Here is a 13,004-nt window from a genome sequence, read left to right as displayed (position 1 = left end):
GCGGCGGGAGGGCGCCGTTGGGGCGGCGCCGTGGATCATGACACCCGGGTCGGGGCCCTCGGCCCCGACCCGGGTCCGGTGCTCAGCGGCCGTGCCGGCCCGCGATCGCGCGGCGGCGGGCCAGCCCGAACAGGACGGCCGCGCCGGCGGCCAGCGCGCCCGCGCCGGCGATCGCGATCGTCGGGGTGGCGCCGCTGCCGCCGGTCTCCGCGAGGTTGTCGCCCTTGGCGACCACCGGCGACGAGGACGCGAGCGGCGCGGGGCCGCCGGTGTCGGTGCGACCGTTGGTCTTCGCGTCGTCGTCCCCGTGACCGTTGTGCTCCACCGAGGACTTGTCCGCGCCGTCCGCGATCTGCTGGTCCGTCGGGGCCTGCGGCTTCGGGGCCTGCCCGCCGGTGGCGGGCGTGGCGGGGGCGGAGGTGACCGTGCCCGGCTTGGCGCTCGGCTTCGTACCCGTCGGCGCGCTCGCCGAGGCGCTCGGCTTGCCACCGGGGGCGGGCGCGGTCGTACCGCCGCCCGCGGAACCCCCGTTGTCCTTCCCGAAGACGACGTCCGAGCAGGTGTAGAAGGCCTCCGGGCTGTCCGAGCGCTGCCAGACGCTGTAGACGAGGTGGCGGCCGGTCTTCTTCGGGACCGTCCCGCTGAACACGTAGTCGCCGTTCTGCATCCCCGGGTCGGTGACCTTCGCGAACGGCGCCGCCTCCAGGTCGGACCACTTCAGCGGCTTCGTCGGGTCGTAACCGTCCTTCGTCACGTACAGCTCGAAGGAACCCCTGTGCGGGGCGGTGCCCTTGTAGCGGAAGGTGTGCGCGCCCGCCGTCATCGGGCTCGCCGGCCAGTCCGCGCGGGGCAGGTCCAGGCCCTTGTACTTGGCGTTGCCCGCCGAGCACAGCTGTCCGTCCGGGATCAGGGACTTGCTCTTGCCGGCCGCGTTGGCGATGTTCACCGCGTTCCAGTCGTAGAACGCCTGCGCCCCGCTCGCCGCGACGGCCGCCTTGCACGCCGCCGACTTCGGGGACTCCGGACCCTCCGCGTAGCACGCCGCCACCCGGCTGACCGGGTCCGTCATCGAGCCGTGGGCGGCCGCGGGCACGGTGGCGTACGCGGCCACCGCGAGCGGGGCGAGACCGACGACGGCGATCCGGGTGGCGGTGCGGCGTACGGGCATGGGGGAACTCCTTCGGGCACGGGGCAGGGTGCGCCAGCGGGCCCGGACTGCGCGGCGCCGCCCCCGAATCGGGACCCGGCGCCGTCCCCGGCCCTCCCTGGCCCCGCCAAGCTAGCCCGCCGAAACGCCCGCTCCGCCCCCTCGCACCCACCGAAGCCGATCCTTAGGCTCCACTTAAGGCAGGGACAAGCGGGGGCTCAGGTACGGGGCCCAGGCGTCGACGGATCCGGCGTGCACCGGCATGCCGAAGCGCCCGGGGACGTGATCACGGCCCCGGGCGCTCGCGCCCGTCAGGTGTTTTTCGGGGCCGGTGGTTCGTGGCCCGGGTAGACGTGGGCGGGGGTGACGATGTCGGTGACGGCCTCGCCGAAGAGGGTGCTGGGCTCCTGGCCGTCATGGAGGTTGTCCGTGTTGAGGAGGATGACCATGGTGGCCTGCGCCTCGGGCAGGTATACCGGGAGGACCTCGTAGCCGGGGATCGAGCCGTTGTGGCCGATCCAGCCCTGGATGTTGAAGATGCCCAGGCCGTAGCCGTCGCCCGGGATGTTCATCGGGGTGGTCCTCAGGCGCTCGGCCTGCGTCGCGGGCTTCAGGAGCGTGCCGGTGGCGAGCGTGCGGGCCCAACTGCGCAGGTCGTCCAGGTCGGAGGCCATCGCGCCGGCGGCCCACCCCCAGGAGGGGTTCCAGGCGGTCGCGTCCACGGTGCTGCCCGAGGGCGTCTGGTCGGTGTAGCCGTGCGCGTACGGGACCGGCAGCGCCGCGTTCGTGGGGAAGACCGTGTTGCGGAGCCCGGCCGGTTCGATGACGTCCCGCTCGATGACCTCGTTCAGCGGCCGGCCGGTCACCTTCTCCAGCACCAGACCGAGGAGGATCAGGTTGGTGTTGGAGTAGTCGAACCGTGCGCCCGGCGCGAACTGCACGGGGTGCTTGAAGGAGTAGTCGAGCAACTGGCGTGGGGCGATGGGCTTTTCCGGCGCGGATTCGAGCCGCTTGATGAAGTCCGCGTCCTGGCTGTAGTTGAAGAGCCCGCTGCGCGCATGCCGGCCAGTTCGCGCAGGGTGATGCGGTCCCCGTTCGGGACGCCCTCGACGTACTTGCCGATGGGGTCGTCCAGGCCGACCTCGCCCCGGTCGACCAACCGCAGGAGGGCGGTGACGGTGAACGTCTTCGTCTCGCTGCCGATGCGGACGTGCAGCCCGGTCGTCATGGGCGCGCCCGTCGCCTTGTCCGCCACGCCGAAGGTCCTGACGTAGCTCCCCTTGCCCGGCGCCCACAGCCCCACGATCGCGCCCGGCACCCCCGTCTCGCGCATGACCCGGCGCAGGGCGGCGTCCAGCCGCGCCGCGACGGCCGGCGTGAGCTGTGGGAAGTCGTCGTCGGTGCTCGGCGAAGGGGCGGCGGGGGCGGCGGTCACGGACCGCGCGGGCGGCTGGGCCCCGTACGCGGACCCCGTGAGCATCGGGGCGGCGAGCAGGCCCGCGGCGGCGGCGGTCGCGCAGGCCCGGCGGAGCCGGATGTGGGTTGGCGTCACGGCAGTCTCCGGTCGTCCGGGAACCAGGCGAACCACCTCAGCGTAGGCCCGCCCCACCCCGGTCGCGCGGTGAGCCGTCCGGGGCCCGGCCGCGGGGATCTACGGGAGGAGCGGGGCGAGGCCGTCGGGGGCCTTGGCAAGGTCCTCCAGCGCGTCCAGGGCCCGCACCGCCCGGGCGGCCGCCTCGGGGTCGCGCGTCCGCAGGCCGCTCGCCTCGAACTCGTCCTCGTCGAGCCGCAGCACCGACGCCCCGTCCGCGGACACCCACAGGTCGAGGTCCAGGTCCTCGACCAGGATCTCGCCCTCGCGGACCACCGCCGGGCGCGTGATGTCGCAGTACCAGCCCTTGAGGACGCCCTCGCCGGTCCACACCTCCTTCACCGCGTACCAGCGCGTCCGCCAGAAGTGCTCGACGAACACGTCGCCGGGTTCGAAGCGTACGAAGCCGAAGTCCTTGACGCCCTCGGCCGCCCAGGGCGCGCGCACGGAGATCCGGTCGCCGTCGTCGGCCACCTCCGTCGCCGGATAACGGATCTTGGTGCGGCCCGCCTTGGTCAGGGTGACGGTCCACCGGCGGGTGTTCATCGGGCGGCTCCCGCCTTCTTCGTGTAGCGCGTCTCGGACGCGCAGATCTCGTACCCGAACCACCGGTTGATGGCGAGCATCGGTTCGTTCCCGCTGTCGTTGCCGGTGAACGCCTCCCGGTACCCCGCGGCGCGGGCCCGGTGCAGGGAGTCGGTCTTGGCGAGCTTGGCCAGTCCGCGGCCGCGGAAGGCGCGCAGGGTGCCGGTCATCGCCGAGCCGTAGCGGCCGGCCCCGTCGGTCCGCGCCGCGGAGAAGGCCGCCACGACCCCGTCGACGAGGACGGCCGTGGTCAGCTCGTGGTCGAGGCCCGGGTCGAGCCACACGTCGTTCAGCCAGTCCTCGTAGTCGTCCAGCCCGACCGGCACGTCCCCCGGCTCGTCGGCCGTCGCCTCGGCGTCGGCCCGGTACAGGGGGCGCGGATCGGAGGCGAAGGCGCTGCCGGGGCGCAGCTCCACCCCGGCGGGCAGCCGCGCGGGCAGCGGCGGCAGGGTGGCGGCCGTCAGGTCCAGGCGCAGGAAGTGCGCCGAACGGCTCGGTCGGTACCCGCGCCGCTCCGCGAACGCCCGGTGCTCCGGCTCGTCCAGCACCCAGGTGTACGTGTCCACCACGTCCAGGGCCGCCAGATGCTCCTCGGCCGCCCGAACCAGTAGGCCGCCGGCGCCCAGTCCGCGGTGCTCGGGGTCGACGTACGCGTTGAGGTACGCCTGTCCGGGCTCCGTTCCCCGGTGGGCCACGCCCACCGAGACGGTGCCGACGGGAAGTCCACCGGCCTCGGCGAGCAGGACGCGGTGGTGGCCGTCGGGGTGCGCGGAGGTGAGCTCGTGGCCCACGCCCGCCGCGGTGGTGATGAGGAAGGGGAGTGCGGAACGGCGTACCCGGACGACGGATTCGGCGTCGGCGACGTCGCCCGCACGGAGGTCGCGGATCGTGGGAATCATGTGGCCGACGCTACGTCCGCGAGGGTGGGGGACGCCTCCGAATTACTTGGCGGTGGGGGAGAATCGGCCGGGTGACCCCGACGAACCTGAAGATCACTCTTGACGACGGGGCGGGATCGCCCGCCCCCTACGAGCAGCTGCGCGCGCAGATCGCCGACCGGGCCCGGTCCGGGAAACTGCCGGCCGGCTTCAAGCTGCCCACCGTACGGGGACTGGCGGAGGAGCTGGGACTGGCCGCCAACACCGTCGCGAAGGCCTACCGGGCCCTGGAGACCGACGGGGTCATCGAGACGCGGGGCCGCAACGGCACCTTCGTCGCGGCGGCCGGGGAAGGCGCCGCCCGCGAGGCCGCCGGGGCCGCGCAGGCCTACGCGGAACGGGCCCACCGGCTGGGCCTGACCCGCGAACAGGCCCTGGCGGCGGCCACGGAGGCCCTCCGGGCCCGGTACGGGAAGTAGCCCCGGCGCGTGCCCCCGGTGCCGTCGGGGCGCCCCTCGGCGTCAGAGGTAGAGGCCCGCTTCCCGGTCGGGGGACTGCGCCGGCAGGACGGCGGCCGGGCCGGTGCCGCGCCGCAGGGCGAAGAGCTCGGCCAGGGTGGCGCCCTCGCGGGACACGCCCTCGTCGGTGCCGAGCCACTCCACGGCCTCCCCGTGGGTCAACCGGCCGACCTCGACGCGGGCCAGGCAGCGGCCCGGCCGGACCACCGCCGGGTGGAGCCGCTCCAGGTCCTCGTTGGTGGTGACGCCGACCAGGACGTTGCGGCCCTGACCGAGCAGACCGTCCGTCAGGTTCAGCAGCCGTGACAGCGCCTGGCCCGCGGTGTGCCGGGCCTCGCCGCGGATCAGCTCGTCGCAGTCCTCCAGCAGCAGCAACCGCCAGCGGCCCTTCGCCGTGCCCTCGTCCTCGCCGATCGCGATGTCCATGAGGTAGCCGACGTCGTTGAACAGCCGCTCCGGGTCCAGGACGCAGTCCACCTGGCACCAGTCCCGCCAGGACCGGGCCAGCGTGCGCAGCGCCGAGGTCTTGCCGGTGCCGGGCGGTCCGTGCAGCAGGAGCAGCCGCCCGGCGATGTCGTCCGGGGTGACCTTCATCAGCCGGTCCATCGCACCGGCCACCGGAGCCGTGTAGTTGGGGCGGACCTCGTCCCAGGTGCCCGCGGAGATCTGCCGGGTCGTGCGGTAGGGGCCGCGGCGCGGGGAGACGTACCAGAAGCCCATCGTGACGTTCTCCGGCTGCGGTTCGGGCTCGTCCTGCGCCCCGTCCGTAGCCTCGCCCAGGACCCGTTCGGCCACCTCGTCGCTGACCGCCGTCACGGTCACGTCGGCGCCCCGGCTCCACCGGGAGACCAGCAGCGTCCAGCCCTCGCCCTCGGCGAGGGTCGCGCTGCGGTCGGTGTCGCGCGCCGAGCGCAGGACGGTCGCCGCCGGGGGTAGCAGCGTCGCCTCCGTCTTCACCCGTTCGATGGAAACGCTCTGCGAATAGGGCTGTTCGCCGGACGCGAAGCGGCCCAGGAACAGCGCGTCGACCACGTCCGACGGCGAATCGCTGTCGTCGACATTGAGCCGGATCGGCAGCACGGCATGCGGGTCTGGTGGCATGGCGCCCATGATCCGGCACGAACTGGCCTCCTGCACCTGTGTTTCGCCGGATGGGGTGTCCGAATTCCCTCTTCAAACGCGTCGGGAGTGAAGATTCCGGCGCGTTCCCACCCCGAACATTCTTGGCATGAACGCTTCCAGAAACCGCCGGCTGCTTGTACCACGGACTCAGGAGTAACCCCCACAAGGAGCCGCACACATGAGCATGAGAATGTCGCGCTTCGCAGCACTCGCCTCCACCCTGGTCCTCGCCGCGGGTACCGCCCTGTTCGGCGCCGGTCAGGCGTCCGCCGCCCAGGCCGATTTCGGATACGTCGCCCTCGGCGACTCGTACTCCTCCGGCGTCGGCGCCGGCAACTACGACAGCGGGAGCGGCAACTGCAAGCGCACCAACCGGGCCTACCCAGCCCTGTGGGCCGCCGCCCACTCCCCGCAGACCTTCTCCTTCACCGCGTGCTCGGGCGCCCGTACCGGTGACGTCCTCGCCAACCAACTCGGCCCGCTCAACTCCGGCACCGACCTCGTCAGCATCACCATCGGCGGCAACGACGCCGGATTCTCCGACGTCATGACGACGTGTGTGCTCCAGTCGGAGTCCACCTGCGTCAACCGCGTCAACCAGGCGAAGGGGTACGTCGACTCCACGCTGCCCGGTCAGCTCGACCAGGTCTACAACTCCATCCGCGGCCGTGCGTCCGGCGCCAAGGTGGTCGTCATCGGCTATCCCCGCTTCTACAAGCTGAACGGCAACTGCGTCACCGGCCTCACCGAGGGCGAACGCTCCGCCATCAACGGCGCGGCCGACCACCTCAACGCCGCCATCGCCAAGCGCGCCGCCGACCACGGCTTCACCTACGCCTCGGTCGCCGGCGCCTTCACCGACCACGAGATCTGCTCCGGCAACGCGTGGCTGCACAGCCTCAACTGGCTCAACATCGGCGAGTCGTACCACCCCACGGCCGCCGGTCAATCGGGTGGCTACCTGCCGGTCTTCACGTCGAAGGCCTGAGCCCCTGGCCCGAGTACCCGGGCCTCAGCCCCGGGGAGTGAGCCTCAGGAAGTGAGCTCCGGACCCGGCGCCCCGGAGGGCGTCGGGTCCGCAGACCCGGACGTCGACGGCGTCGGCGAACCGGACGGGGAAGGGGAGGGCGGCGTACCCGTCGGGGTCGGCGCCGCGCAGGTCACCGAGAAGTCCAGCCACGCGGAGTCCGTCCGCACCGGCTGCCGCACCTCCAGCCGCACCGCGTCGGCCAGGACGGCCCCCGCCCGGTGCGCGAGCTCGGTGTGCAGGAGCTGCCGGGTCCGCGGCCCGCCCTCCTCGTACGCGAGGCTCACCCAGCCCTGCCCCGTCGGCACCCCGCTGCGCGTGGCCCACCGGTACTCCAACTCGGCGGGGGTGCGGGCGACCTCCAGGGTGGCGGTGAAGGCGGGCGCGCCCACCGCGGGCGGCGGGCAACTCCCGCTGTACGCGGCCCGCAGGGTGTGGACGTGGACGGTGACCACCTGAGCGGCCGCCGTCCCGGCGGACACCGAAGCGGAGGCGGAGGCCGAAGCCGAGGGCGACGGGGAGGCGGAGGCCGACGCGGAGTCCGGGGCAGCGGCCGAGGGGACCGACGCCCCGGCGCCCTTCCCGTCGCCGCCCGGGGGGTCCTCGAACAGCAGCCACACCAGTACGCCCAGGGCCACGAGCAGCACCACGACCCCGAGGACCAGCACCGTCCCCGCGTTCCCCTGCCGCGAAGCCGCCCCCGGCCCGGGCTCCCGTACCGGCACCGGCATCGCCGGCGTGTCCGCCCCGTACGGGCCGCCGCCCTCCTGCCGCAGCCGCACCGTCGTCGCCGCGGCGCCCGGCCCCGACACCGGGCCGCCGGAGGCCCGTGCGGCGCCGCCCGCGCCGATCACGCGCAGCATCCGGGTGGCCTCCGCCGGGTCCAGCCGCCGCTCCGGGTCCTTGCGCAACAGCCCCTCCAGTACGGGCTCCAGGGCGCCGGCCCGGCGGGGCGGCGGCAACTCCCCGTCCACCACGGCCCGGAGCGTCGACAGCGGGGTGTCCTGCCGGAACGGCGAGACCCCCTCCACGGCCGCGTACAGCAACACCCCGAGCGACCACAGGTCCGACTCCGGCCCAGGGTCGCGCCCGAGCGCCCGCTCCGGCGCCAGGAACTCGGGGGAGCCGATGACCTCGCCGGTCATCGTGATGGCCGAGGAGCCCTCCAGGCTCGCGATGCCGAAGTCGCCCAGCACCACCCGTCCGTCGTTGGCGATCAGCACGTTGGCCGGTTTGACGTCGCGGTGCAGCACGCCCGCCTCGTGGGCCGCGCGGAGCGCGGCGAGCACCTGCTCGCCGAGGTGCGCCGCCCGCTGGGGGCTCATCGGTCCCTCGGCCTCCAGCACCTCCGCCAGCGAGAGTCCGCGCACCAGCTCCATCACGATCCAGGGGCGGCCGTCCTCGTTCGGCACGTCGTAGACCGTGACGACCCCGCGGTGCGAGACCCGGGCCGCCGCCCAGGCCTCCCGTTCCAGGCGCCGGTACATGCGCGCCATCCCGGCCGCGTCCGTCCCGGCGGGCGCGCGCACCTCCTTGACGGCGACCTCGCGGCCCAGCACCTCGTCCCGGGCCCGCCACACGATCCCCATGCCCCCGCGGCCGAGCGGACCGAGCAGCCGGTACCGTCCGGCGACGACACGCGCGGCGTCGTCACTTTCGTTCCCACTCACGCCTACCCCCATGCGTCAACGGGTGATCACTCCAAGTTAGCGCAGGAGGGGTTCGTCGGCCCCTGTCGTGACGACAATCTCCACGAGGCTCCCCAAGTGGGCCGATTTGTGCGGAGAGTGACGAATGACTGCGTTGAGTAATCTTCAACTACCCGTAAGGACAGGGGTAATTCACACCACCGGGATACCCGAGCGCGACGCGGGGGCGATAGGGTTAACCTGCCCGGGCCGGGTGCCCTCGTACGGGTGGGGAGAGACATGGAACAGATAGCAATGCGCAGCAGGCCGCCCCGCGTGCCTGCCATCACCTGCGGCAGCAAAGCGACAAGCTCGCGCCTCGACCGTCACCTCGCGGTGTTGGGCGGCCCCGCCGTCCCGCACCACGAGGCCGCCGAGGCGACCCTGCTGATGCGTGAGCTCACGTCCCGCGACCACACGCACGTACAGCGGAGCCGGAGCGCGCGCGTCGCGCTCTTCGCGCCGCTGCGCAGGCTGCGGCGCACGCTCTTCGGCAGCCGCCGCTCGTAACTGCCCCGTAGTGCAGCCGGTCGCCCCGGCCGCACCCCGGCACCCGTCCCTACGCGCCGGCGTCTCCCCGGCCTCCGGCGATCACACCGTCCCGGCGCAGCCCCGCGATCTGCGCGCCCGTCATCCCCAGGGCGCGCAGCAGGGGCTCGTCGTGCTCGCCGAGCGCGGGCACCGCACCCATGCGCGGTGCCACGCCGCCCGGCAGCCCGATCGGCGGCAGCAACGCCCGCAGCGGGCCCACCGGCGAGTCCACCTCCCGCCAGCGCTCGCGCGCCGCCAACTGCGGGTGCCCGGCCAGCTGCGCCACCGAGTTCAGCCGGGCACAGGCGATCCCCGCCTCCTCCAACCGGCGGACCGCCTCGTCCGCCCCCAGTACCGCGAGCGCCGCCGCCACGACCGCGTCCGTCTCCGCGCGGCCCCGGGTGCGCGCCGCGTTCGTCGCGAACGCCGGGTCCTCGGCCAGGTCCGGCCGCCCCAGCACCTGCCGCGCCAACCGCCGCCACTCCCGGTCGTTCTGCACCGACAGCAGCACCCGGTCCCCGTCCGCCGTCGGGTAGGCGTCGTACGGGGCGATCACGGCGTGCGCGAGCCCCGTGCGCACGGGCTGCTCCCCGCCGTGCATCGTGTGGTGCAGCGGATGCCCCATCCACTCGGCGAGCGAGTCCAGCATCGAGACCTCGACGGGGCCGCCTCGCCCGGTGACGCCGCGGCGCAGCAGCGCGGCGAGGACGCCCGAGAAGGCGTACATGGCCGCCGCGATGTCGGCGGCCGGGATCCCGGCCTTCACGGGCTCCTCCGGGGTGCCGGTCACGGACACCAGGCCCGCCTCGCACTGCACGAGCATGTCGTAGGCCCGCTTGTGGGCGTACGGGCCCCGCGGACCGTAGCCCGAGACGTCCACGGCGATCAGTCGCGGGTGGCGGGCGCACAGCGTGGCCGCGTCGAGTCCGAGGCGGGCGGCGGCCCCGTGCGCGAGGTTCTGGACGAAGACGTCGGCCCCGTCGAGCAGCCGGTGCAGCACCTCCAGGCCGCGCGGGTCCTTCAGGTCGAGCGTCAGGGACTCCTTGCCGCGGTTGGCCCACACGAAGTGCGAGGCCAAACCGTGGGCGGCGGTGTCATAGGCGCGGGCGAAGTCCCCGCCGTCGGGGCGCTCGACCTTGATCACGCGGGCGCCGAGGTCGGCCAGCTGACGGGTGGCGAAGGGCGCCGAGACGGCCTGCTCGACGGCGACGACGGTGATCCCGGCGAGGGGGAGGGGCTCGGTTCCGGGGCGGGGGTGCGGGTGGGAATCGTTGTCCATGACACCGATCCCTATCCCGGCAGGCCCCGGCCTGTCACCAGGCACGGACGTGGCGCCGACGGTTCGCCCGGGTTCGTCCGCGTACGGTCCCGGGATGTCGGACCGCGTACGGAGGTCCACGGAGGTCAGAGCAGCGCGAACTGGCCGCCCGGGCCCTCCTCCTGGTGGTCCAGCACCGAGGCGGGCCGGCGGGACGCGCGCGGCGGCGGCAGCACCCCGCCGGCCGCGAGTTCCGCGGTCGTCAACAGCGGCCCGGGGGTGAACGCGGCCCGCTCCGGGGCCAGCTCCGCGAGCAGCGCCAGGGTCGTCACCAGCGCGAGCAGCTCCGAGGTCCAGGCCTGCGGCCACCCGGCGGGGCCCAGCGCGTCCAGCCCGTCCGCGTCCGGCCCGCGGTGCGCGCACCGGGCGGCGAACCAGACCTCCAGGACGCGGACGCCCTGGGCCTCGTACTCCCACGCCGCCTCCGGCACGGGGGCGACGACCCCGTCCCCGAGGGTCAGCGTCAGCGTCCGCGGGTCGTACGCGAGGCCGTCCGGCCAGCCCGTGACCGCCGCCCGTACGTACGGGCGCCGCCCGCCGGGCAGCCTCGGCGGCTCCCCGCCCCGCGCCCCGCGCAGCTGGACGGACAGCAGGCGGTGCCCCAGCTCCAGGCCCGCCCGCCAGCGCTCCGGATCGGCCGCCAGGGGCACCTCGTACCCCCGGGGTCCCGGGCGGCCCGCGGCGAGGATCCAGCACAACACGTCCTCCGGAGTGACCCAGCCGCCGTGGCGCTCGCCGAGCAGCGTCAGCAGCCCCGGCGCGAGGTTCGGCTCGGCGCCGCCCGGCCGGCGGTGCAGCGGCCGGATCCGGCCCAGCCGGCCCGCCGGGAGGTGGGCCGTGACCAACAGCTCCGGGGTCTCCACCGCGAACAACTGGTACCCGTCCCGGACCCGCCACAGCTCCGGCCGGGCCGCGTCGATGAGCCGCTGGTCGGGCAGCAGCCACTGTTCGTCGAAGGGGGCCCGGAGCACCCGTACGGGTTCGGGGAACGGGCCGGGCTCGTCGGCGAGCCGGGCCGTCGCGGAACGCTGCCCCGGCAGCGCGGCGGCGCCGGCGGCGGTCGTACGGCTCCGGGACGGGCGGAACAGCCGCTCCCGCTCGGCCCCTTCGGCGCTCGTCAGCGCCGTCCAGCGGGCCCGCAGCGTGGCCGGGTCGGGGGCCGCGACCCAGTCCCGGCCCAGGCGCAGGCCGCCCACGGCCCAGGGCATCAGGTCGTCCAGCAGCGGGTTCGGCGGCGGTGTCTCAGCGCTCACCCGGCAGATGGTAGCGACGCCCCACGGGGCCGGGCCCCGTCCTGGCCGAAGCGTTACGCTCCTTATGGGAGTGGATGCGGCATTTCTGCCCATCCGTACCGACGGAGGAGCGGCCATGAGCCAGTACGACGAGTACACGACGCCTTCGCAGGCCGAGGGCGAGCGCCTCGACGAGGACCTGGACGAGACCCAGCGCAAGCAGCGCCACCCGCAGACCACGCGCACCACCCCCTCCCAGGCCGAGGGCGAACGCGCGGCGGACGACGACCGGAAGTGACGGCGGGGGGCGCGCCGACCTCGGGCCCCGTCGCCGGGCTCCCCCCGGGTTGAGTGCGCCTCCCGGGGTTCAGGGCGCTTCCCGGGGGTTCAGGGCGCTTCCCGGGGTGCAGGGCGCCTGCCGGGGTTCAGGGCGCGTCCCGGGCTTCAGGGCGCGTCGACCGTCACCGTGAAGGAGAACCGGTCGCCCCGGTACCGGATGCGGGCCACGTCGGCGACCCGTCCGTCCTCGTCGTAGGTCACGCCCGTGTAGTGCAGGATCGGGCTCAGCAACGGCACCCCGAGCAGTTCGGCCGTCACGGGGTCCGCCAGCCGGGCCTCGACCGTGTCCGTGATCCGGCTGATCCGCACGCCGACCACGTCGCGCAGCACCTTCGTCATCGGCCACCGCGCCAGGTCCGCCAGGTCCACGCCCTCGGCCAGGTCCGGACGGACCGCGTTCTCCGCCCAGTTCGACGGCTCGTCGCTCTCGCCGTCGTACCGGAGCCTGCGGTACGTGACCACCTCGGGCGTGTCCGGGAAGTGCTCCAGCAGTTCCCCGGACACCGGGGTCCGTTCGTGGCCGAGGATCGTCGTGCGCTCGCCCGACTGCTGCGCGACGATCGCGTCCACCGAACCCAGCAGCCGCACCGGGGCGCCCCGCCGCGCGCCCGGCTCGATGAAGGTCCCGCGCCGCCGGTGCCGGCTGATCAGGCCCTCGCCCTCCAGCTCCTTGAGTGCCTGGCGCATCGTCAGGACGCTCACCCCGTAGTGCTCGGCGAGCTGTTCCTCGGTCGGCAGCCGCAGCGAGGCGTCCGGGGTGCGACCGAGTATCGAGGCGCGCAGGGACTGCGACACCTGATACCAGAGCGGCAACTTCCGGTTCAGTACGAGGGAGTCGGGAGCGAAGGCGGTCACGGGTGGTTCTCCGTACGGCTGGCTGGACGTCATGCGGTGCGCGGCGGTAACGCGGGCGGGCGGGGGTGCGGGCGGAGGCGGGGGCCGAAGGCGGAGCGGGTGCGCGGCCGGTTTCGCGCCGGCGTCCCCGCCCTGGTCCTCGTGTCCGTCCTCGTCCTCGCGCTCGCCCCCGC

General features: G+C 74.2%; 12 protein-coding genes and 1 pseudogene. 4 read left to right on the top strand and 9 right to left on the bottom strand.

Annotated features, from left to right (window positions below):
* Window positions 1-82: 82 nt before the first annotated feature.
* The 4 genes and pseudogenes from AB0D46_RS12770 to AB0D46_RS12755 form a co-directional block, all read right to left on the bottom strand.
* Window positions 83-1,168 carry a lytic polysaccharide monooxygenase gene (locus tag AB0D46_RS12770; RefSeq protein WP_362877329.1) on the bottom strand — a complete coding sequence of 362 codons (1,086 nt, stop codon included), beginning with the start codon at window positions 1,166-1,168 and terminating at the stop codon, window positions 83-85.
* Between the two features lie 290 nt (window positions 1,169-1,458).
* A pseudogene (locus AB0D46_RS12765) lies at window positions 1,459-2,627 on the bottom strand (serine hydrolase domain-containing protein).
* A 171-nt stretch (window positions 2,628-2,798) separates the two neighbouring features.
* Window positions 2,799-3,284 carry a DUF402 domain-containing protein gene (locus AB0D46_RS12760; protein WP_362877328.1) on the bottom strand — a complete coding sequence of 162 codons (486 nt, stop codon included), beginning with the start codon at window positions 3,282-3,284 and terminating at the stop codon, window positions 2,799-2,801.
* On the bottom strand, window positions 3,281-4,222 hold the full coding sequence (locus tag AB0D46_RS12755; protein ID WP_362877327.1) for a GNAT family N-acetyltransferase: 942 nt from the start codon (window positions 4,220-4,222) through the stop codon (window positions 3,281-3,283). The genes AB0D46_RS12760 and AB0D46_RS12755 overlap by 4 nt, the downstream gene beginning before the upstream one ends.
* 71 nt (window positions 4,223-4,293) lie before the next feature.
* Here AB0D46_RS12755 and AB0D46_RS12750 point away from each other — a divergent pair, with 71 nt between their 5' ends.
* Window positions 4,294-4,680, top strand: a complete 387-nt coding sequence (locus AB0D46_RS12750; protein ID WP_362877326.1) for a GntR family transcriptional regulator — start codon at window positions 4,294-4,296, stop codon at window positions 4,678-4,680.
* Between the two features lie 42 nt (window positions 4,681-4,722).
* Here the strand turns inward: AB0D46_RS12750 and AB0D46_RS12745 are convergent, their stop codons facing one another.
* Window positions 4,723-5,820: a DUF5925 domain-containing protein gene (locus tag AB0D46_RS12745; protein WP_362877325.1), complete on the bottom strand. Its 1,098-nt coding sequence runs from the start codon at window positions 5,818-5,820 to the stop codon at window positions 4,723-4,725.
* Window positions 5,821-6,025: 205 nt separating this feature from the next.
* On the opposite strand from AB0D46_RS12745, the gene AB0D46_RS12740 reads away from it, so the two are divergent.
* On the top strand, window positions 6,026-6,829 hold the full coding sequence (locus AB0D46_RS12740; RefSeq protein ID WP_362877391.1) for an SGNH/GDSL hydrolase family protein: 804 nt from the start codon (window positions 6,026-6,028) through the stop codon (window positions 6,827-6,829).
* Window positions 6,830-6,873: 44 nt separating this feature from the next.
* On the opposite strand, the gene AB0D46_RS12735 is transcribed toward AB0D46_RS12740, so the two are convergent.
* Complete coding sequence (locus AB0D46_RS12735; protein ID WP_362877324.1) at window positions 6,874-8,538, bottom strand: serine/threonine-protein kinase; 1,665 nt, start codon at window positions 8,536-8,538, stop codon at window positions 6,874-6,876.
* Window positions 8,539-8,796: 258 nt separating this feature from the next.
* Between AB0D46_RS12735 and AB0D46_RS12730 the strand changes: the two genes are divergently transcribed.
* On the top strand, window positions 8,797-9,066 hold the full coding sequence (locus AB0D46_RS12730) for a hypothetical protein (protein WP_281205829.1): 270 nt from the start codon (window positions 8,797-8,799) through the stop codon (window positions 9,064-9,066).
* Window positions 9,067-9,115: 49 nt separating this feature from the next.
* Here AB0D46_RS12730 and AB0D46_RS12725 read toward each other — a convergent pair whose 3' ends face one another.
* Together AB0D46_RS12725 and AB0D46_RS12720 are read right to left on the bottom strand one after the other, a co-directional pair.
* The gene (locus AB0D46_RS12725; protein ID WP_362877323.1) at window positions 9,116-10,366 is read right to left on the bottom strand and encodes a CaiB/BaiF CoA-transferase family protein; all 1,251 of its coding nucleotides are present in this window, start codon (window positions 10,364-10,366) and stop codon (window positions 9,116-9,118) included.
* 125 nt (window positions 10,367-10,491) lie between these two features.
* Entirely contained in the window at window positions 10,492-11,613 is a 1,122-nt protein-coding gene (locus AB0D46_RS12720; protein ID WP_362877390.1) for a type ISP restriction/modification enzyme, read from the bottom strand.
* Window positions 11,614-11,773: 160 nt separating this feature from the next.
* Between AB0D46_RS12720 and AB0D46_RS12715 the strand changes: the two genes are divergently transcribed.
* Window positions 11,774-11,935 carry a hypothetical protein gene (locus AB0D46_RS12715; protein ID WP_362877322.1) on the top strand — a complete coding sequence of 54 codons (162 nt, stop codon included), beginning with the start codon at window positions 11,774-11,776 and terminating at the stop codon, window positions 11,933-11,935.
* 146 nt (window positions 11,936-12,081) lie between these two features.
* Here the strand turns inward: AB0D46_RS12715 and AB0D46_RS12710 are convergent, their stop codons facing one another.
* Window positions 12,082-12,864: a GntR family transcriptional regulator gene (locus AB0D46_RS12710; RefSeq protein ID WP_362877321.1), complete on the bottom strand. Its 783-nt coding sequence runs from the start codon at window positions 12,862-12,864 to the stop codon at window positions 12,082-12,084.
* Window positions 12,865-13,004: the final 140 nt, after the last annotated feature.

This window comes from Streptomyces sp. NPDC048383 (assembly GCF_040651775.1).
Lineage (GTDB): Bacteria > Actinomycetota > Actinomycetes > Streptomycetales > Streptomycetaceae > Streptomyces.
The sequence above is the reverse complement of the archived record's forward strand: the minus strand, read 5'-3'. Positions and strand labels throughout refer to the sequence as shown.